This window comes from Deltaproteobacteria bacterium, from assembly GCA_040223695.1.
Lineage (GTDB): Bacteria > Desulfobacterota_D > UBA1144 > Nemesobacterales > UBA2774 > JAVKFU01.
Genome location: JAVKFU010000015.1, coordinates 632,423 through 652,429 on the forward strand (window position 1 = coordinate 632,423; position 20,007 = coordinate 652,429).

General features: G+C 46.9%; 27 protein-coding genes. 17 read left to right on the forward strand and 10 right to left on the reverse strand.

What is annotated here, in order from left to right:
• Positions 1-265 precede the first annotated feature (265 nt).
• Positions 266-721, forward strand: coding sequence for a DUF488 domain-containing protein (locus RIG61_07170; protein MEQ9618940.1), 456 nt, complete (start codon positions 266-268; stop codon positions 719-721).
• A 6-nt stretch (positions 722-727) separates the two neighbouring features.
• Here RIG61_07170 and RIG61_07175 read toward each other — a convergent pair whose 3' ends face one another.
• The 3 genes from RIG61_07175 to RIG61_07185 form a co-directional block, all read right to left on the reverse strand.
• The gene (locus RIG61_07175) at positions 728-1,315 is read right to left on the reverse strand and encodes a hypothetical protein (GenBank protein ID MEQ9618941.1); all 588 of its coding nucleotides are present in this window, start codon (positions 1,313-1,315) and stop codon (positions 728-730) included.
• A 108-nt stretch (positions 1,316-1,423) separates the two neighbouring features.
• On the reverse strand, positions 1,424-2,032 hold the full coding sequence (locus RIG61_07180) for a hypothetical protein (protein ID MEQ9618942.1): 609 nt from the start codon (positions 2,030-2,032) through the stop codon (positions 1,424-1,426).
• A gap of 35 nt (positions 2,033-2,067) precedes the next feature.
• Positions 2,068-2,325: a DUF4186 family protein gene (locus tag RIG61_07185; GenBank protein ID MEQ9618943.1), complete on the reverse strand. Its 258-nt coding sequence runs from the start codon at positions 2,323-2,325 to the stop codon at positions 2,068-2,070.
• 211 nt (positions 2,326-2,536) lie between these two features.
• Between RIG61_07185 and RIG61_07190 the strand changes: the two genes are divergently transcribed.
• Both RIG61_07190 and RIG61_07195 read left to right on the forward strand, forming a co-directional pair.
• Positions 2,537-3,085, forward strand: coding sequence for a c-type cytochrome (locus tag RIG61_07190; protein ID MEQ9618944.1), 549 nt, complete (start codon positions 2,537-2,539; stop codon positions 3,083-3,085).
• A gap of 316 nt (positions 3,086-3,401) precedes the next feature.
• Positions 3,402-5,450 carry a PAS domain S-box protein gene (locus tag RIG61_07195; GenBank protein MEQ9618945.1) on the forward strand — a complete coding sequence of 683 codons (2,049 nt, stop codon included), beginning with the start codon at positions 3,402-3,404 and terminating at the stop codon, positions 5,448-5,450.
• A 113-nt stretch (positions 5,451-5,563) separates the two neighbouring features.
• Here RIG61_07195 and RIG61_07200 read toward each other — a convergent pair whose 3' ends face one another.
• From RIG61_07200 to RIG61_07210, 3 genes are all read right to left on the reverse strand, one after another.
• Positions 5,564-5,983 (reverse strand): hypothetical protein, encoded by a 420-nt coding sequence (locus tag RIG61_07200; protein MEQ9618946.1) that lies wholly within the window; start codon positions 5,981-5,983, stop codon positions 5,564-5,566.
• Positions 5,984-6,306: 323 nt separating this feature from the next.
• Entirely contained in the window at positions 6,307-6,675 is a 369-nt protein-coding gene (locus RIG61_07205; GenBank protein MEQ9618947.1) for a hypothetical protein, read from the reverse strand.
• Positions 6,676-7,123: 448 nt separating this feature from the next.
• On the reverse strand, positions 7,124-7,327 hold the full coding sequence (locus RIG61_07210; GenBank protein ID MEQ9618948.1) for a hypothetical protein: 204 nt from the start codon (positions 7,325-7,327) through the stop codon (positions 7,124-7,126).
• A 119-nt stretch (positions 7,328-7,446) separates the two neighbouring features.
• Here RIG61_07210 and RIG61_07215 point away from each other — a divergent pair, with 119 nt between their 5' ends.
• The 3 genes from RIG61_07215 (at position 7,447) to RIG61_07225 (ending at position 10,313) form a co-directional block, all read left to right on the forward strand.
• Complete coding sequence (locus RIG61_07215; GenBank protein MEQ9618949.1) at positions 7,447-9,342, forward strand: NHL repeat-containing protein; 1,896 nt, start codon at positions 7,447-7,449, stop codon at positions 9,340-9,342.
• 119 nt (positions 9,343-9,461) lie between these two features.
• Positions 9,462-9,641 carry a hypothetical protein gene (locus tag RIG61_07220; GenBank protein ID MEQ9618950.1) on the forward strand — a complete coding sequence of 60 codons (180 nt, stop codon included), beginning with the start codon at positions 9,462-9,464 and terminating at the stop codon, positions 9,639-9,641.
• 102 nt (positions 9,642-9,743) lie between these two features.
• Positions 9,744-10,313, forward strand: a complete 570-nt coding sequence (locus RIG61_07225; GenBank protein ID MEQ9618951.1) for a hypothetical protein — start codon at positions 9,744-9,746, stop codon at positions 10,311-10,313.
• A 155-nt stretch (positions 10,314-10,468) separates the two neighbouring features.
• Here the strand turns inward: RIG61_07225 and RIG61_07230 are convergent, their stop codons facing one another.
• Positions 10,469-10,969: a hypothetical protein gene (locus RIG61_07230; GenBank protein ID MEQ9618952.1), complete on the reverse strand. Its 501-nt coding sequence runs from the start codon at positions 10,967-10,969 to the stop codon at positions 10,469-10,471.
• Positions 10,970-11,300: 331 nt separating this feature from the next.
• On the opposite strand from RIG61_07230, the gene RIG61_07235 reads away from it, so the two are divergent.
• Positions 11,301-11,456: a hypothetical protein gene (locus RIG61_07235; GenBank protein MEQ9618953.1), complete on the forward strand. Its 156-nt coding sequence runs from the start codon at positions 11,301-11,303 to the stop codon at positions 11,454-11,456.
• Between the two features lie 136 nt (positions 11,457-11,592).
• On the opposite strand, the gene RIG61_07240 is transcribed toward RIG61_07235, so the two are convergent.
• Entirely contained in the window at positions 11,593-11,880 is a 288-nt protein-coding gene (locus RIG61_07240; GenBank protein ID MEQ9618954.1) for a hypothetical protein, read from the reverse strand.
• 148 nt (positions 11,881-12,028) lie between these two features.
• On the opposite strand from RIG61_07240, the gene RIG61_07245 reads away from it, so the two are divergent.
• Positions 12,029-12,442, forward strand: a complete 414-nt coding sequence (locus RIG61_07245; GenBank protein ID MEQ9618955.1) for a hypothetical protein — start codon at positions 12,029-12,031, stop codon at positions 12,440-12,442.
• 717 nt (positions 12,443-13,159) lie between these two features.
• Entirely contained in the window at positions 13,160-13,720 is a 561-nt protein-coding gene (locus tag RIG61_07250; protein ID MEQ9618956.1) for a hypothetical protein, read from the forward strand.
• A 103-nt stretch (positions 13,721-13,823) separates the two neighbouring features.
• On the opposite strand, the gene RIG61_07255 is transcribed toward RIG61_07250, so the two are convergent.
• Entirely contained in the window at positions 13,824-14,546 is a 723-nt protein-coding gene (locus RIG61_07255; GenBank protein MEQ9618957.1) for a GH25 family lysozyme, read from the reverse strand.
• A gap of 122 nt (positions 14,547-14,668) precedes the next feature.
• Here RIG61_07255 and RIG61_07260 point away from each other — a divergent pair, with 122 nt between their 5' ends.
• The gene (locus RIG61_07260; protein MEQ9618958.1) at positions 14,669-15,040 is read left to right on the forward strand and encodes a hypothetical protein; all 372 of its coding nucleotides are present in this window, start codon (positions 14,669-14,671) and stop codon (positions 15,038-15,040) included.
• A gap of 191 nt (positions 15,041-15,231) precedes the next feature.
• Here RIG61_07260 and RIG61_07265 read toward each other — a convergent pair whose 3' ends face one another.
• The gene (locus RIG61_07265) at positions 15,232-15,627 is read right to left on the reverse strand and encodes a hypothetical protein (protein MEQ9618959.1); all 396 of its coding nucleotides are present in this window, start codon (positions 15,625-15,627) and stop codon (positions 15,232-15,234) included.
• A gap of 135 nt (positions 15,628-15,762) precedes the next feature.
• Between RIG61_07265 and RIG61_07270 the strand changes: the two genes are divergently transcribed.
• The 7 genes from RIG61_07270 to RIG61_07300 all read left to right on the forward strand — a co-directional run bounded on the left by RIG61_07270 (position 15,763) and on the right by RIG61_07300 (position 19,998).
• Positions 15,763-16,044, forward strand: coding sequence for a hypothetical protein (locus RIG61_07270; protein ID MEQ9618960.1), 282 nt, complete (start codon positions 15,763-15,765; stop codon positions 16,042-16,044).
• Between the two features lie 185 nt (positions 16,045-16,229).
• Entirely contained in the window at positions 16,230-16,415 is a 186-nt protein-coding gene (locus tag RIG61_07275) for a hypothetical protein (GenBank protein ID MEQ9618961.1), read from the forward strand.
• Between the two features lie 64 nt (positions 16,416-16,479).
• Positions 16,480-17,556, forward strand: coding sequence for a phosphotransferase (locus tag RIG61_07280; protein ID MEQ9618962.1), 1,077 nt, complete (start codon positions 16,480-16,482; stop codon positions 17,554-17,556).
• A gap of 53 nt (positions 17,557-17,609) precedes the next feature.
• A complete protein-coding gene (locus RIG61_07285; protein MEQ9618963.1) occupies positions 17,610-18,041 on the forward strand; it encodes an SRPBCC family protein in 432 nt (143 codons plus the stop codon).
• A 117-nt stretch (positions 18,042-18,158) separates the two neighbouring features.
• Positions 18,159-18,503, forward strand: coding sequence for a nuclear transport factor 2 family protein (locus tag RIG61_07290; GenBank protein MEQ9618964.1), 345 nt, complete (start codon positions 18,159-18,161; stop codon positions 18,501-18,503).
• Between the two features lie 52 nt (positions 18,504-18,555).
• Complete coding sequence (locus RIG61_07295) at positions 18,556-18,900, forward strand: DUF1801 domain-containing protein (protein ID MEQ9618965.1); 345 nt, start codon at positions 18,556-18,558, stop codon at positions 18,898-18,900.
• Positions 18,901-18,966: 66 nt separating this feature from the next.
• Entirely contained in the window at positions 18,967-19,998 is a 1,032-nt protein-coding gene (locus RIG61_07300) for an LLM class flavin-dependent oxidoreductase (protein MEQ9618966.1), read from the forward strand.
• Positions 19,999-20,007: the final 9 nt, after the last annotated feature.

Consider the following 20,007-nt stretch of genomic DNA (forward strand, 5'->3'; position numbering starts at 1 on the left):
TAAAATTAATTGACTGATCCCACCTAACCGAACGTCTGCCATTCCGAATCATATCGAGGGCTTCTTGAGACAACTCATTGCGCCCGGCATACTAGCTTAGTCCGTAGAATAGATACTCGGTGCGACTGTGTTCGGTATCGCAGTTTAGAATGACAGATTTCACCCCCACCTTTATCCTCCCCCCTCAAGGGAGAGGAAATGCAGGAGCATTGGGTCAAAGCGATCCCCGACTGATGTAAAAATAATGCTCCAATAATGGAAATAAATGACGAATTCAGACCCCAAACCCAAAATCTTCTCCATCGGCCATTCTAACCGCACTTTCGACGAGTTCGTCGGGATTTTGACGCACTACGGTATCGAGACATTAGCCGATATAAGGAGCTATCCGCACTCGGGAAGAAACCCGCATTTTGACAAAGAGCGGCTCGAAAAAGAGCTGCCGCCACTCGGCATCGAGTATATATGGATAAAAAAACTGGGCGGTATGCGGAAAGAAGGATACGGGGAATATATGAAGACGGACGGTTTCTCGGAAGGTCTCGGGGAACTCGAATCCAAAGCAAAGGGAAAAAAGACCGCGTTTATGTGCTCGGAACTGTCGTGGCGGAACTGCCACAGGAGCTTCGTCGCAAGGGCCCTTCACAGCCGGGGCCGTGAGGTCGTGCATATTCACAACATAGACGAGGCCGAGATACACTCGGTCCTGCCGGGCTTATAAAACAGCTTATTGAGGGGTATTACCCTTTCCCCTGGGCGGCTCGTATCCGCATACGAAGTTGGCTATGATTTCACTTACCGTGCCCCCGGGAATTGGGTTCCTGTTCGTAGCTATGTTCTCCATATAGACCATCTTGCCGAGGGAGTCATAGAATTTGGACGACATGTACATGTATGTCTTTTCCTTACAATTGATAGAGGAAGCGATCATCACCTCCCTGTAAAGGAGGCCGTCGGAATCCTTCTGATCGGCGTCGAACACCAGTTTGCTCCACGACATAACCTCCCCTTCTATAGTGTCGATTGTGGAGGTGTCAATGTAAACTTTATAATCCCTGTCTCCCTCTACTTCGGTTACCAGGAACCAGGCCTCATCTTCATTAAGCGCAGCGGTTTCAGTGCCCCCCGGGGCGGCCTGTCCATTATCAGCACCCGAGACCGGGGCCCTTTCCGCTCCGGCTTGGGTATTAGAGGCCGGATCAGCGGCAAACTCTCTTCCCGCGCACGAGGCAAGAACCGTGAGCAGTATTAAAGGCACAACCGTCAGCTGAAATGTTTTCAATAAATAATCGAGCATTACGTGTGATTTTGTCATGGTTAATTACTCTCAATTTATACGCAACCGCACCGGCAGATAAGGGAAATCCGCAAACCCGCAGGCCGGATAAGCTCTTAAATGTTCAGGATTTTAGTATATAAAAAGTTACTCTTGTTTATCCGCGCTGCTTTTTTCGGTATCGGCGCTTTTAGCTTCACCCGATTCTTCGGTTTTAGGGTCCGGCTGCCGCTTCATCTTTTGTGACCTTAATTTCATAATTTGCTTTCTTCTTAACTGGATTAAATCCTGCTCATGTTGTTCTATAGATTTATTTACCTGCTCGTACATCTCCTTACCCAACGCGTCGCGAACAATAACGAGGGCGTCAACGAAATTATTCGAAGCCTTATTATTAATTGCGTTTGCTTCCTTAATTTCCTTCTTCAATTCTTCAGGGTCAAAGGAAGGGTCCTCTATCTTTTTCATTATCTGAAAATGCAATTTTTTTAATTCATTCTCTTCATTACTCAAACTGACCACGTATTTTTTCCGTACTTCTGAAAGCTTTTGCTTTTGTGCATCAGTTATTCCCATACTATCGGCAGTGGAAATTATATCACCAAGCATTTTGCTGTACTTCCCGGCCATAGGGGTTATAACCCTTTTGCCTAATCTCATTCTGTTATCAGGATCCCGGGACTTCCTCCCCTGCTCGGCGAAGCACAAGCCAAATGAGAGCATAAAAATTAAAGCGGATATCAGTGCTAATTTCATCTATATACCTCCAATGTATTCAATGACGGAATAGTTTAACCAATATTTTTCTGTTTTTCGTCAGAAATTTTATTAATCCCGTAACGGGAGAGCCATGCCTTCAGCACTTCCAGCATATAGTTCTTTTCAGCACTGGTAAGCTCGTGGTCTTCCGCTTCGATCCCATGCCACTTAAAGAGGCATTTCCTGCAGCATGTGGCGGTCGCGTGCTGCGCGATAAACACGGGATGGTTCCGCATGGGTGTCTGCCTTCCGTCGTTCGGAGGATTACGAGGGGCAAGCCTTTCAAGCATTGAACAGATGTGTCTTAAGCCACAATAACAGGTGTAGTATATTCTACAATTGCCTGCTAATTCTATATTGACAATCAAGCCCCAAACCTATAACCCGCTGAAAATATTAAGTTTCCTGAATATTTATATACTTGGCATGGCTTTTGCACTTATATACAATATACAAGCATCTATGAAGTTTTGATTTGTTACAGGAGGGGAAAGCAAAGAAATGTATAAATTGAAGAGAAAACAGATAAAAGAGGTTATTGTTATAGGGGTACTTTTTGGTTTGGTTATCCTTCTATCCGCATTTATGACTTCCTGTACTCAGGATGAAAACAGGGAGGATGAAGTAGTCGAAGTCGAGAATGAAAATGTAGACACCACTACCGAAGATGAAGAAGCCGTTGAATCCTTACAAAATGAAGTAGAAGAAGCAGAAACAGATAATGATAAAGACCCCGCTAAAGCCAGTCCCGCCGAGGGCAAAGAAATATTTGCACAGAATTGTACGCCGTGTCACGGTCAGGATGGAACAGGGGAAGGTCCCACGGCAGCTGCGCTTGATCCCAAGCCCAGGGATTTAACGGATGCGTCATACGTGTCCACACTGAGTAATGAGCATCTGTTTAAAGTAATTAGCGGCGGGGGATTGGCGGTCGGTAAATCCGCTGCAATGCCTGCATGGTCAAACAGTTTGTCGGATGATGACATACAGGATGTCATTTCTTACATAAGAAAGGATCTATGCAACTGTGAGTTTGAATCTACAAACTAATATCCGGAGGATTCTTCCGGTTTTAATCGGGAAATAGCTGGAAAATTTGCTCTATAACTATCCACACACCTTTCCTGTAGCGGGAATAGATCAAGTCCTGAATGATTTTTACATTCCAACCCAGGAATCATTACTCTTTATTTTTTCTTATTCAACTAATTTATGATCAATTGACATTGGACCGTATGTGCACTAATAATTATTAATGATGACGGGCAATTGTTGGTCGAGAATCGGATATTACCTCGGTAGCAGGGAATATTATGCTGGGATGACTATAAGTCACAGTCTTTTTTAAGAAACCAAGAGGCGCATTTTGCCAATAAAGCCGATAAAAATGAGGAATGAGGAAAAATCCTATCTGATAGACATGGATGAACTATTCCGTACGATTTTTGAAAGAGCGGCGATTGGAATAGCTCTGGTAGATCTTGATGGACGTCCGATTACGATTAACCCAGCCCTCCAAGAAATGCTCGGCTATACCAAAAATGAAATAAGCAAAATGGTTTTTACCGAGTTTACTCACCCCGAAGACGCGGCTAAAGATTGGGAATTGTACCAAAGACTTGTATCCGGGGAAATAGATCATTATCGAATGGAAAAGCGATATTATCGCAAAAACGGTGAAATTGTACACGGGTTGTTAAATGTATCGCTAGTAAAAGCTGCGAAAGATGATTCGAACTATATTCTGGCTACGGTAGACAATATTACAGACCGAAATGAAGCGGAGTCAGACATAGCCCTGCTTAATCAACTTATGCAAGCGGTGCATAATTTTCTCGACCTAGAAGAACTTTATAATGTTGCGTTGGACAATATTAAGTCCATGGATAGTGTAGACATGGCTATAATTTATTTGGTAGACGAAGAAACCAATGAAGCGGTAATGCAGGCGCAAAGAAATTTCCCCGAGACATTCTTAAAAAGGGCATCGAGGATACCTCATCCGAAGGGAATAACCTGGAAAGTAATAAACAGAGGGGAAATCATCAATATCGAAGACGCGCAGAAGGATCCGGATATCGGACCCGCGGGCAGAGAGCTTGGACATCATAGCATATTGGGAATACCGATATCTTCAAAAGAAAAGACAATAGGCGTAATATGGTTTCTCAGCTACAGGGAAAGAAAGTTTAACAAGAGAGAAGTACGGGTGCTTTCCGCTTTTGGTTATGAAATTGGTATCGCCATTGCAAAGGCAAAAATGATTCAAGAATTAAAACTCAAGCAGGAGCAGCTTATACAATCTGAAAAGCTGGCATCAATGGGACAGATGATATCCAGCATTGCTCATGAAATTAACAATCCGCTCACCCCCATTATCGGTTATTCACAGAAACTTTTGACGAGAACCGATCTGGATCAAAAGCTCAAAGGATCTTTGGAAATAATGCACGACTCAGCACAAAGGGTCTATAAAATAATCGACAAACTATTGTCATTCTCAAGAAAATATGCTCCTGCCAGAGAGCCGGTAGATATCAACAGCCTGGTGGAAGAGTCGCTTGAGTTCAGAGCGTACCAGCTAAATCTGGCGAATATAGAAGTCGTTAAAGATTTAAAACCCGATATCCCTAAAGTAACGGCGTCCCCCAATCAGATTCAGCAAGTACTTACAAACATGATTATAAATGCCGAGCAGTCTATTTCTTCATCTAAAAATCATGGCCGTCTGCAAGTTAAAACAAAAATTAAAAACAAGAAATGGATAGAAGTATTTATTGCAGATGATGGTCCGGGAATTCCAAAAAAAATAGCAGGAAAGATATTCGATCCATTCTTCACCACTAAGGACCCGGGAAAAGGAACAGGTCTGGGCCTCTATGTCGCCTATGGGATTATAAAAGATCATGGCGGTAATATTGAGCTTCTAAAAAACGGCAAAAAGGGAGCTAAATTTGTAATTGAGTTCCCTATAGAGGATTCGATTATGAAACCAAAAATAAATCCTGAAGAGCAATCGGGTAATAACTTAAATACGATTAAAAAGAAACGAGTGCTCATTGTAGAAGACGAAGATATGATAACAGAACTAATTAAGGTAGTCCTCGAACAAGAAGACAATACAGTGGAAATTGCCAAAAATGGAAGAGAAGCGCTAGAGAAAATAAGAACAACACATTATGATGTGATTGTGTCCGATGTAAAAATGCCGGAAATCAATGGAATACAATTCTACGATGAAATCAGAGAAAACAACCCCGGGCTTATCAGGAATATTTTATTTATAACTGGTGATCCGAGCTTTGAAACAATGGAATTTCTAAATCAAATAGATAACCCTTTCTTGGTCAAGCCATTTAAAATCGAGAAGTTTATGTCCTGTATCAGTGAGCTTATGGCACATGAAAATCTCTAGTCCAGGGAGCTTACAGTTCTTCTGGACAAGTGAAAATGTGATTGAGCCTCTTATCATTCCTCACCTGCTTTATCGTAATTCCAACTCCCTCGTTAGAGAACCGCTAGCTTGTCTCAAGCCGTGCTCAGAAGATCGCAGTACGTATCGAAAGCGGAGATGGTGCTTTCCACAGCCTTTCTATGATATCTCTGAAGATCCCTGGTGAGCTTCTCGACTTTCCTCTTATTAATCTCCAGGAGCTCCCTGTTAAACTCACCTACATTTCCAATATGCTCCGCATACGGGCTCAGGCGATGCTCAAACGGCTTTATCATAGGCTTTATTTCCAGAGTGTTCTGAAGAAAATCGAGAAACCCGAGCTGCATGGAAAGCATGAGCTCCAGCTGCATATCAATGGCTTTGAGCGACTCTTCCATTAAAGACTTATTAAAAGCGATCCATCCCTGATAATTTTCTTTCGCACTCTCGGCCTGTTTCCTGACGCTTCCTTCCACATCGACGACTTTAAGTCTTTTTTGTCCTTTTTTAACCATTTCTTGCCTCCCCGGTATTAATTTTATACATATTAATTGTGCATAATTCGTGCCGTACATACTATATATGCTTAACTAAGCGTTTTAGGGTGGTTACACGGTCCGCGAAATACCGGCACGCTGTACTGTGTCAGAAAATCTTACGCGTGTATCAGCCCTTACCGCTTAGCTTTTTTTATTTTCCGGCATACTGAACTTACCCAATGCTTCCTGGCTTCGGCCCCGGTGCTTTGCTCCGGAGCGGGGCCTTTCCTACCTGGTCTTCGGATATCACTTCCCAAAAAATCAGCGGCAGATCAGATGTATCTCAACAGGAGTGCTTTTTAGACAATTTCTTCAAGATTGAGGACTTCTAGGAGCTTCAAGCGAAGTTCATAGGCTTCTCTCGCGCGGCTCTGGGGGAATTTTTCAATGGGGAACTTGGCTATCGCTTCTCTGAGAGCGTCCAGGCTGTGGTCAGACGCTGTGGATACTACGCGCAGGAATGTCGGATGTATCTCGGCTTCGATATCAATATAGTCTATATAATGGTGAACAGGGGGCGTGCACATAGCGGTCACCGGACTGCAAAGGATGTCCTTGCCTCTTATATCCGTAGGTTCCGCGTTCGGCGTGGGCTGGTGGAGATACCACTCTACTTTATCTTTATGTTTAACGAACTCCTCTATGAACCCATCTACAGAGTTGATCATTTAACCGTCCCGAAACCAGTTAATGCTTTCTTCAATTTCAATGTGAAGACCCAGTACTTTTATTATGCTTGTTTGGTGTCGTAAATGCAAATACGGTGGGCTGAGTTAACCTGACCAGATAAGGCAGAATTTTGGGGAAGATAGCGAAAAAGTAGTTGCTCCATTGTTTTTTAAGACTGGATTGCCGCGGTCGCATAATTCGCTCTCTCGCAATGACGGTATTGGGGTTAGGCGGAGGAATAAAGAAGAAGGGATCGCCCTTCGATTGGACTCAGGACGAGCGGGTTTTTAAATGCTCATAATTGGTAAATCCCCCTTAATTTGGCTTTAAATATTCGGTGCCGGGAGTCGATCAACGCATGTGCTATTAGCCAAGGGCATCCTGTTCCTCCGATTTGTCGGAACCGTTCCCCTTTTTCTAAGGGGGTATTTATGATCTTCTCGGCGATTACTCCTGAAACAGCTCGTCGTCAGGGTATATAGGCGCGGGGACTTTGTTTTTTACAGGCCCGATAGCCTGAAGGTAGAGAAATATGGAACGTATCTCTTCATGGCTCAGCTGTGACTGAACGTTTTCAGGCTTGAGCGGGAAGAGCGCCCTCCCCTGCCTGCCCGTATAGTCCTGCTCATTGTGCAGAAAAGGCTTCTCCATGCCCGGTCATTCGTTTTTTAACCAGCAATATGGGCCGGTTTCCCCATTTATAAATTTTGAATATATAATTTCATATCAATCAGCTTTTTATCAACTACACCTTAGAAGGAGGAGAATCGATGTTCAATCTCACATCTTTAGACGTGCGCAAAAAGTTTATTTTAGCGCTCGTTGTACTGGCTTCACTATTCAGCGGCGCTGCTCTAACCTATGCACAGGATGCGGCGGGTCTGTTTGTAAGCAGCTTCGGCAACAACAGGGTAAACGAGTATAACGCGACCACCGGGAACTTCGTCGATATATTCGCCGAGGGAATCGTTAGCGGACTCGACGGTCCCTGGGGTATTGCATTCGGCCCTGACGGCAACCTGTATGTAAGCAGCTTCGCCACCGATGAGGTAATCCGGTATGACGGGGAAACGGGAGTTATGATTGACATATTCGTATCCCAGGGCTCGGGCGGACTGGACCAGCCCTTTACTCTCGTATTCGGTCCCGACGGCAACCTGTACGTCGTTAGCACCGGCACAGGACAGGTACTGAGCTACGACGGGGAAACCGGCGCTTTTCTGGATGTATTCGTAAACTCCGGAAGCGGGGGCCTTGACAACCCTTACGGTATAGTATTCGGTCCCGACGGCAACGCTTACGTGACGAGTGCCATCTCAGACAGCGTGATACGCTATGACGGAGAAACCGGCGTTTTTATTGATGTTTTCGTTCCTGCCGGAAGCGGAGGGCTGGCTCTACCGAGCGGCCTCACGTTCGGTCCCGACGGGAATCTGTATGTTAACTCGCGGGGCGATAATTCAGTGCTCAGTTATGACGGAGAAACCGGCGTTTTTATCGATGTTTTCGTTCCTGCCGGGAGCGGAGGGCTAGATTCCGCCGAGAGCAACGCTTTCGGCCCCGACGGGAACCTCTATGTAAGCAGCCGGGGAAATGATTCCGTGCTCCGGTACGACGGGGAAACGGGCGCGTTCCTGGACGCTTTCGTTCCGGAAAGCTCAGGCGGCCTCGACGACCCCTTCGGATTTGTTTTCGGACCCGATGAGGATCTCTATGTGACCAGTTTCGGAAGAGACCAGGTGCTTAAATATGACGGGGAAACGGGAGCTTTTATCGAAATTTTCGTTTCTCAAACGAACATTGGTCTCGACCAGCCCGAGGGTCTCGTATTCGGTCCTGACGGGAACCTCTACGTAAGCAGCCGGGGCAGAGACGAGATACTCCGTTTTAACGGAAACACAGGTGCGCTGATAGACGAGTTCGTCCCTCCGGGGAGCGGCGGACTGGATAACCCGCGCTCGCTGGTTTTCGGTCCCGACGACAACCTGTACGTTGCCAGCTCCGGGAGCAATGAGATACTACGCTACGACGGCGTGACAGGAGCGTTTATCGACGCATTCGTAACCACAGGGAATGGCGGATTGGAAGACCCGTTCGGTCTCATATTCGGTTCGGACGGCAATTTATATGTAGCGAGCCGCGGGACAGACGAAGTATTAAGGTATAGCGGCCTGACGGGGGCGTTTATAGACGCTTTCGTTCCTGCTGGCAGCGGCGGGCTGGAGCGCTCCTGGGGACTTGATTTCGGACCCGATGGAGACCTTTACGTAACAAGCGTCGGCACCAATGAGGTGCTCCGGTATGACGGAGTGACGGGGGCGTTTATAGATGTATTCATAACCGCTGGCAGCGGCGGATTGAGTGGCGCTTTCTGCCTGCTGTTTAACCCCGACGGCGACCTACTTGTATGCAGTTTCTTCACCAATGAGGTGCTGCTCTATAATGGCCAAACCGGGGCGTTTATTGACGCTTTCGTTAGTGCGGGCAGCGGCGGGCTGAACGGTCCGACCGGCATTGTCTTCAGAATAATCTCAAGCAACGGCAGCAGCGGCTGTTCCATTGCAGAGGCCGGAACGAAGGCATCATTTCCGCTCGTTCTTCTACTGGCTCCGATTTTATTCCTGATGTCGAGAAGGCTTATGCGTGTTAGCAGAAAAACTGTTTAAATAATAACTATGGAGAGAGCTGGGGGCATAGTAAGCCCCCTTCCTCTCTCCGCTTTTATACCAACCGTTTCAATCAATGACGGGTCGGAGTTTGTCCTGAGTTTATTATCGGGGTGAAAATGACATCCTTCGACCGGGGTCAGGATGAAGGGATTTGCGGGATTGCCGCAGCCATAAAAGAAGCCGCGCAATTACAGCTTTCACTCGTCATTGAGAGCAACGGGGGCTACCCCCCTCATTCCACTCACGTGCATGTACCTTGCATGGTCATGTCCCTTAATTTTATTATAGCAAAATAGTGAGATTATAGAGCTTAAAATAAAAAACTTGAGAAAAAGGGTTAACAAGTTTAATATAATGCATTATAATTAGATTGATTTTCTCTTAAAGGAGGATGTACCATGACGCGCCTTTTCCCTGCGGTTACGGCACTCTTGCTAATATTTTCAGCATATGCGCCCGGGGCGCAAGCCCAGAATCCGGAGGGAGTAGGCGTCGTTGTGGATATACACTGGCCCTCCCAGCCGAACCACCTCCGCTATAACGTCGGGAACGGGGATGTAGTTACCGGGCGCTACGGTTATTACAGGCCGCCCGGTTATTATAATCTCCCGATTACGCACAGCGACAACAACGTGCTTATCATAACCAAACCCATAAGCAAAGCGCGCACTTATATAATGTTCGAGGGTGTCAATATAGACCCCGAACTATTGAAGAAAAAGCTCGGCAGGCTCGAAGGGGTGATAATGGATGTGGGCACGGATGAATGGGCGCTGCAACTGGGAGACCAGGTACATATTACTACAGAGGACTTTTACGGGGCTACGAAAGTAAACCTTACTTTCATACGGTGCGGCAGGTGGGAGCCGATTGCCGAATTTTCTTTCGTAAACCACCTAATACCGCCGCATACTCAACCCTCGGCTGAGGCGGCGCCTTATATTCCGTATATCTCGCAGATTGAGTGACTCTCACGAACATACTTTTTAAGCATACGCTTACTTCTAAGCTGGAATTTTGAAGATTAGTTATAAAGGACCGCGGAGGTTACCCCCTACGTTATATTCGGAAGTAATCCCCCGCGGATTATTTTCTAATGTCTAAAGACCGTTACCGGACGAGCTTACTGTAAGACGCTTTCCGGCGGGGCCTCGGATTCGGCCGGCTCGTAATAAGGCGACTGCGGCTGCTGCAGAAGAATATTATCCGTCGGAAGGTCTTCCGCCGTATAGACTATATCCGCAACATCCGGCGGAACGCCCATTTCACCGTAGGAGACGAGCTTGCCGTCCCTTATCTCGGCTCTTATAGCGTATCCGCTTGTAAGCGCCTTCTCCTGAGCGTCCGTTACCTTGATTTCGTGCTCGATTCCGCTATCCACCTCGACGAGCCTGATCATGTCATCGCCGACTAGTGTAACGATGCCCGTAACACTGCCAGATGATTCGACATGCCCCGGCATAGCTTGCGGCTCGTGCATCCTAGAGTCGCTATTCTCCGCCGGCGCTTCCATCGCCTCATCGAAGCTCGGCTGTTCATAAGAACCCTTTTCCTCGGCATAGCCTGCGGAAGCGAGTCCCGTAACAGCTAAAAGCATTAATGTCGTCGTCAGTATCTTTTTCATTTTTACTACCTCCTGTACATAAAATTTTTACCGACTTTCGGATATACATAATTGCAACCGGCATGCCAGAACCGGGCATGAGGATAAAATACAGTTATAATAGAGAGTTACGGCTCTCCGGGCTCTCGCAATAGTTTTGAACAGGTTGACTATTGTATCGTTAAATACAGTGAGGAGTGTATGAAAAAACACAATATATTGAAAAAGGAGGGAACGCGAGACGAAAGATGAGATTGCCGCAGGGAGTATATCCTGAGTTTATCGAAGGAATCGCAAAAATAAAAAAAGGCAAAGACCGGATTTCTCATGTATATTCGAAATGATAGGGCGGGTGAAGACAAACATTCATGCCCCCCATCCTAATCCCCAGCTGCAGAGGGGAAGGTTAGGATGGGGGGGCACGGAAGGCGGAGTGGGGGAAATAGGGGCGTCCTTCGATTGGACTCAGGACGAGGGGCAGATAACCTGTACTCGTATTCGGGAGTAAGCGAACTGAAGACGGTGATTGGTCAGGCCGGGGAAATAGGAAGAAATCGTATATGAGCACAGATTCTGCGCAGAATTCGTATGCCGGCGGGTGCTTACCTGCTAAAGCCGATGCGGATGCTGGAATGCTGTAAATCTCAATCCTTTTTCTTTGCGCCCTTTTCTTTTTTTGCGGGTTTTTTCTTCTTTTCCGTATTATCCACTACCATTCCGGTGTGAAGGACGTAAACGATGCGGTTTATGATATGGTGCACGTTACGGTATTTATCCTCAAGCTGATACTGCGCAAGCTCGAGCCAGTCAATAAGTATTTCCGTTATTGGAATATTCTGTTGCTCACTGCGGCTCACTATCATCTTTTCCAGATCCTCTACCCCCATCCCCAAGAGCTCGAATTCCTTTTCCCTGTCAGTCATCTCAGCCATAAGTTATTCTCCTTGTTCGGTTTAAATCGAAGACGGGCGTTATATCCGAAGATTACTGCGTCCGCCCGGATTCTGACCCCAACTATATTACAGTACGATTAAATCATTAACAATTGCGTATCGCAGCAAGTATCAATATACTATTTTTATGAAAAGAGCGATATTAATCGCAGCATTGGTGTTTATTCCTCTGACAGCCCTGAAAGCAAACGCTCAAAATTACCTGGAGGGCATGATGTCAGAGCACCCCGAATGGTATATCAATGTCACGGATTGGTCGGTTTACGCAACCTGGAGCGCGGTCGCGATAATCCATCACGTAACTATCGAAAACACGAGCGATATAACGTATAAGGACGTAAAAGTCAGGGTCTGCTACACATCCAATTCCCCCGGAGGAGCGGGCTCAATCGTAAGCCAGGAGGTGGGGGTTCTTCCCGTAACGCTTCCACCCAAAACCAAGGCGACCTATCTCAAGTCGGGCGTCACCATAGGGGCGGGGTCCCAGTTTATGAACGCTGTCGATATACAGGTTTTAGGCGCGACCCCTGTGCTCGATTAAAGCGGTCTATCCAACGGCCGGCATAACAAGCGCTTTGATTCAGCCTATGTATCCTGAAAATCAAGGGTTTTAAGCAATGAATATTTAGCCCGGCTCCTGCTTTTAGCTCGGAATTGCTTCAAAAATTAGGAATTTCTCACCAATCATCCAAAGAATTTTTCATTTTATGAAAAAATATGCACAAAAAGTGATGCAAAAAATTTTAAAGTTTGCTATACTCTTTGTTAACCGGTTGTTACTACCTGAGCCCCGTCAACAGAAGGTGCGGGTCCTCTTGGCAGGGACCAGTATTCTTTCGGGGCTCACTCGGCATAATATTTACTGTATTAAGTTGCTAAGATTTTGAGTGTTTGTTTTAGATAAATCTGGCAAAAATGTAGTTGGAAGAAGTAGAGAAGTATTGGATTGTCCGTAGTGGAAGCAGAGAAAAACTATGATTTTATCAACGGTTTGCAATTCGTTACCGTAGAGTTGTATCTTCAATATATCTCCAAGGCATGTATAGCGCCAGGCATTAACCTCTCGCGATAGCATTTATCCGATCGTTTCAGCCTTCATTTTTATAGAGAATAAAATTATCCCTTCACAAACTATCTTTTTTTGTATTATAATTGGATTGGGGTTATCGAAGTACATTATTGCTTTCAGATTTACGCCGCTTACGGCGGCAGGGTCGTTGCCGTACGGTTAAACACAAGCCTTAAAGGTCGGAAGAAAATGGCAAACCAGTGGGGGACCATCGGGATTCCCTCCGAGAGCCGCTTTGTTAAGCTCTACTTTGAGCCCGCGAGCGAACAGTTCCTTGCCCACTTCTACAAGGGTCTGGGAGAGGGATACGGCGTAAAGAGCATATACGCGAGACACTTCTCGGACGAGACATATAGGAAGATCACACCCGAGGACGAGAGCCTCACGTATGAAGACGTTGTGCTCTGCCGCGATCTTTCAAGGGTTTTCGTAAACGTTTTCAAGGTCAGGATGCGCAGCAATAATTTCGTAGGCTATGAATGGCACTCGGTGCAGGCGATCGATACCGACACCGGGGAGGTATGCGTTTTGCTGTCCGCGCGCGATCTGGCCGTAGAACCCCCCTATGTCAAAGCATGGATAAGCCGCCTGAGGAAGGTGAAGGAAAGCGGAAACGCGATTATCTGCACAATTGCCTTTAAAAGAATGAGGGAGGGTCACGGGACCGCAATCGAGAATTACATTTGTAAAATCAATTCCCGGACCGGGCAGTACAAGAGAGTAACCAGGCTCGGAAACGAGCAGCCGTAAAATAATCCAACGCAAAAATTCCACATCTAAAGGGATTTAACTACCAGCTGGTTTTTACAGTATTGCAGATTCCTTTCAGAAAATATTACCTGAAGTGTGAGGCTTATCTCTTCCCGTCCACCAGCTCCATAAACTCCTCGCGGTCGCCGTTAAAGACGTTCAGATCGACAAAACCCTCTATGCCGATTAGCCTTCCCCGGTTGGCATACTGCCAGAAGCTCCATTCCCTCTTATCCGGGAGACGGGGCGATGAATAGATATCCCGTATCCATATCTTTTGCCCGGGCAGCTCACCCGCCAGAAACTCCTCATAGGACTGCCGTGTTGCGTATATGAGAGGGCGCTTGCCGTACCTTGACTCCATAATATTGGAAAATTCCGCAATCTCCTCCAACACTTCCTCTTTGGAAGGCCTTGCGCTGCAGTTACCCCCGAACTCGAGGTCGATCACAGGCGGAAGAGTGTTTTCCTCCACAGGGACCGTGTCGATATAATTCATCGCCTGCTCATAGCCCGTTTTGCAAAACGTGAAGAAATGATAGGCCCCTCTGACAAGGCCTATCTCGTGCGCTTTATTCCAGTTCTCCTCGAACTTCGTATCCTTGTGGTCTCCGCCCTCCGTAGCTTTGATGAAGGCGAAGTCGAGCTCCTCCCGATCGAGAAGCGGCCAGTCTATCGCGCTTTGATGGTGTGAAATATCTATACCGCGCACAGGGAATCTGGATGTACCGGGATAGTTGAGCCGCAGATAACCTTTCTCGAAGAAAATGAAGGTCGTCACGCCAAGGACGATAAAAAACGCTGAGACGGCGATTATCCTGTTCATAACGCGCTCATACCTCACCAATATTATACTTATTAGGCTCGGATAATCACTTCGCACATTCATCGCCTCAGGCGCCTACCGTAAATATGGAATCAAACATCCGGTATCCTGTATGAATAAGAATGGAGAAATATATTCTAATCTACCCCGCCCTTTTCGCCGTCGGGTTCGTTAACGGGGCAATGAGAGAGCTTGCATACGGGAAGTATCTGGATGAGTACCCGAGGCACGTGGTCGGAACGATAACCGGGACAATCCTTATCGGCCTGGTCATTTACGCCATTAATTATTTCTGGCCGTTTCAGGGCAGGAGGCAGGCTTTTCTTGTCGGTGTAGTCTGGGCGGCACTCACGATAATTTTCGAATCCGCCATGATTCTCTTCATGATGAAAAAGGGTATTAGTCACGTATTAAGGGAATATGACGTGACCGAGGGCCGGCTATGGCCGTTTGTGCTGCTTTTCGTGATAATTTTTCCCGTGCTGATAGCATGAAGCGGTAAGGAAAAATGAATATAGTGACAAAAATTGCCGATTCCCGCTCTAAGGATTTGAAAATCGAGCTTGCTTGGCTTCTCACCCGGAATCCGGCAATGATCAGTTGCGATTTTAACGCTTAACTACCCGTTATGGTTCAAAGAAATCTCAGAAAGATAGGTAATAACTGTATCTGAATCCGGCCTTTATTAATCTTCCTCGACCTGATACTGCCTCTTCTTTCCGCTAACGGAATGGACCAAAGCCTCAATGACCTTTAACTGCCCCTGTTTTTCCACAACAAGAAAATCTATATCGTAAAGCGTACCATCATCGTCCGTGAAATCGGCACAGCTTACGTAGAAATTTCCCTTTTTAACTATTCCGCTATGGAGATCTTTAAATTCAAGCTCTAACAGTTTTCCCTCAACGGCATCGTAAATAATATAATCCCCATCATAGGTATTACTCTCAACATGACTGCTCATCGCGGAATGAATATTCTCGCGCAAGTCACCACTTATATTGGGATCATCCGCAGCCGCAGCGGGCATAACAAGGCCCGTAATAAACAATAAAATAGTACCCAGTAATAGAATTTTCATTTAAACTACCTCCTTTCATTATTGCCTTACAATTATAACGGATTTCTCGGCTCGAGGATTGCATTTCACAGGAAATGAGGCGGACAAAATAATCCCCCCTGCCTCTGGATCCGCGCGGAGAACAAAAATATGGCTATGAAACTCGAAAACGTGGTGCCGTTCGGGAGGTCTTACGACGAGTACAGGCTAATGTTCGCCCTGTCGGAGGAAGATCTCGACAAGAAGATAATCAGCGTCGCCGACGCGCCCGCCGCCTTTAGCGTAAGTATGAAAAAGCGGGGTAGCAGAGTTATATCGGCGAATCCTCTGTACATTTTTGGCATCGATGACATCGAACGGCGGTTCTATAAAGCCCTAGATGAGGTAATAGGACAGGTTAGAGACTCGCCCGGTGGCTGGATATGGGCCATGAGATGATGCGGGTGGGGAGAGTGGAATAGTTACTTAAGAAAGTTAATATACTTTAAGAAGCGGGGGGAGAGAGACTTTCACATTTTTTAATAAAAAGGAGCTATCCTATAAACCCGGATGTAATATATTTATAAGTCGTGAACGTATTCAATCGGACCGCCAGAAAATAAGAAATGTCGGAGGGTGATTAGATGAAAGGTATGATTTTGTTGGGATTGGCTTTGTTCTTATTAAACTGCTCCGGGGCATCCAAGGCAGATAGAGCCCGGGAACACCAGGAGTATCACAATAAAAGAATAGACTGCGAGCAGACCAAGAATACAAGCGAGAACGCCAACATCACTCAATGCACGACTATCAGACCGGACGCCAAATGATTCCGCCTAACACCGTAAAAAAAGACCTTGCCTGTCCCGGCTGTGGCATAATATAATTCCCGCTATGACAATTAAAGACCCGATGCACCCTGATGAGATAACGCCTGAGTGGATAACCCACGCGCTCAGAGAGGGAGGAGTGCTTAAAAAAGCCTCCGCTAAGTCTCTCGCAAAGGATATTCTGGGACAGGAAATAGGCTTTCTAAGCAGTGTCGTGCGGGTGAGAATCGAATACGATGCTCATGAGAAAGACGCCCCCCTGTCGGTAGTGGTTAAAATCGAACCTGAGGAAGGGGACTTCCGGCAGTTCGGCGATGAGCTTCACGCGTTTCAGAGAGAGATACGGTTTTATAAGGAAGTAGCGGTAAATGTTCCGGTACGGCTTCCCCGCGTTTACTATGCGGTGGACGAACCGCCTGCTTTTTCGATGGTAATGGAGGACCTGAGCTCTTTTACGCCGGGTGACCAGCTCGTGGGTATGCACGAGCGGCAGGTTATGGATACGGTAGAAGAGCTGGCCAGGCTGCAGGCCCGGTACTGGAACAATGAAGCGCTGGAAAAGCTTGAATGGATGCCGGATAGAAACGGGGTAAGTGACGATTACGCTCAGAAGTGGGAATCTTTCGTTACTCACTTCGGCCAGTACCTGGAACCGGAGGGGCTTGAATTGGGGGAAAAGTTATGCCGTTTTATCGACTGGAAGAATAAAGAGATCGCCAAAAGGCCAAAGACGATCGTTCACAGCGACCTGAGAGAGGACAATCTTTTATTCGCGCCGCCGGGTTCTCCGGACCCGATCATAATAATAGACTGGCAGCTTGCGGTGAAAACCCTCGGGACGTTTGACGTCGCGAGACTAATGGGCGGAAGCGAGCTGCCCAAAGAACGAAAGAGGCATCAGCTCAGGGTGCTGAGAAAGTGGCACGATACGCTTCTAGAAGAAGGGGTGAGCGGTTACACATGGGAAGAGGCCTTGTACGATTTCCGCCTGGCCGCGCTCTCCGTCCTATGCTTTCCGGTACATTTTCATGTGGGAGTAATCGGAGCCGAGGGCCGCACAAAGGAGCTGGCGAAGGTTATTGTATCGCGTAATTTCTCTTCAGCGGTTGACCTGGACGCCGGGTCAATACTGAAAGAGTGATTTCGATAATTGATGGGGCTTATGTTAATTCCTAGACCGCAGGTGAGCGTTCTATGGCAAACGGTTTTACTGTAAAGGAAAAGATTGATCGCCCATCGGATGAAGTTTGGTCATTCCTTACGGATATGAGTCAAGCCGGTAAATGGATGACGGGCGTTGAAAAAATAAAACCTGTTACCCCTGGGCCGATTGGTTTGGGCTCACGGTTTAGTTTTGTCTCTCGTGGCGCAGAACGCGAGACGGAAGTGTCCACTTGGGAACCACAGAAGGTGATTGCTTTAACCTCAACACAAGGCGGGATTACTGCAACATACGAGTATTCAGTTAGTAGCCATAATAACTACACTGAGGTTCGACTCAACGCCGTATGCAAAGCCAAAGGATTTTGGAAGATCATTCATCCACTTATACTGTTTCTAATGAAAAAGAGCGATTCAAACCATTTGGCTCGTTTGAAGAATGCAATAGAAAATTCAGGCTCTTGAAGGGTGGATTTGTCCAACAATAGAAATAAGATTATGAGGATTTCAAGTGAGATATATGTTCGCCATAATATGAAAATAAAGTAATATGGTTGTATAAAGTGTCTACGGAGGGCCAGCATGTCAGAACAAATATTGGACCACCACCTTAGCGCGGTCAATGAAGGGGATATAGAGGCGATTCTCGAGGACTATACGGACGAGTCCAAAATAATTAATTCCAGAGGCATAATTACGGGGCTGGATAATATCAGAGACCTTTTCACGACCTTTACAAGGGATATCATTCCTACGGGCGCAAAATTCGAGCTTACGAACAAGACCGTGGACAGCAATGTCGCGTACATAATCTGGAATGCCGAGTCCGCCGCATACAAAATTCCCTTCGCTACCGATACATTCCTTTTCGAGAACGGGAAAATCAAGGTTCAGACTGTCGCGTTAATATTGGAACCGAAAAAATAGCTGTAACATAAATTCGTCTCGAAATTCGACCCGGTTTGTGAAATCCGAGATTATGACTATTGACGAGTATATGGACAAGCTCCCGCTCGACAGGCGGGAGAGGATAATGAAGCTTCTCCGGCATATTAAGACATGGTTTCCCGGTGCGGTCGTAACCATGAAATACAAGATGCCGACCATTGAGAAGAATGGAAACTGGGTAGCGGTCGCGAATCAAAAAAACTACATCGCGCTTTATACATGCTCCGAGGAGCACATTGCCCCTTACATCGAAAAGCACCCGGATATAAGACACGGAAAAGGCTGCATTAATTTCAGAGACAACGATGAAATCCGTTATGACGACCTGAAAAACGTCGTGTCAGGCGCGCTTAACGCTAAGAATACGCACACATAAGCGGCTTTGCCCTCTCCCTCGTCACCCGTTAAATTAATTTATACAAATAAAGCAAAAGGTGGTCTTATGAATGAAGGCTCAAAGAGGAATCTAAGGTTCGGCCTGTGGTACGATTTCAGAAACCCCCCGCAGTGGAGACGCCCTTATGAAAAGGTATATTCGGAAATACTGGATCAGATAGCGTGGGCGGAGGATATAGGGTTCGATGACGTCTGGCTCTCGGAGCATCACTTCACCGAGGACGGATACTCCCCTTCCCTCCTCCCCATATCCGCTGCGATAGCGGCAAAAACAAAGAAGATAAGAATAGCGACCGGAGTAGCGCTCCTTCCGCTTTACGATCCGGTAAGGCTGGCCGAGGACGCGGCGACGGTGGACATAATTTCGGGCGGCAGGTTCGAGCTCGGCGTGGCGGTCGGGTATAAAGTGGACGAGTTCCGGGGGCTCGATATAGACATAAGCGAGAGAGGCGGGCGCACGGACGAGGCGCTCGAAATAATCACAAGGCTCTGGGCGGGAGAGAAACTGGACTACAAAGGGGAATATTTCAGGGTCGGTAACGTAAGTATTTCCCCCGAACCCGCGCAAAAACCGGGACCACCCTTATGGATTGGCGGGTTCGTGCCGGCGGCTCTCAAGCGCGCGGTGAAATACGGGGACGGATACATGGGCGGAGGCGGGCCTATCGAGGAATCCTACAAATTATATGTGGAGGAACTCAAGAAGGCGGGCAAGCCCACAGACAACGTTAAGATCGCAGACGGCATCCACTGGCTTATTGTATCCGAGGACCCTAAGAAGACGTGGGACGAGGCAGCTGAGCATGTGATATACCAGGCGAACAAATACAACGAGTGGTTCAAGGAAGCGGGGATGTCCGGCGTATACGAGCCGATAAGGGACAAGCAGCACCTGCGAGAGCTCGGAAGGCTTAACGTAGTCGACCCCGATATCTGCATAGACATGATTAACAAGCACCTTGAAAAAGCCCCGCTTACGCACTTTCTCTCGTGGACGCTTCCGCCGGGGCTTCCCGCCTCGTGGGCGGAGCCGCATTTAGAGTTATTTTCAAAGAAGGTTATTCCCGCTTTCAGATAAGCGCGGAAG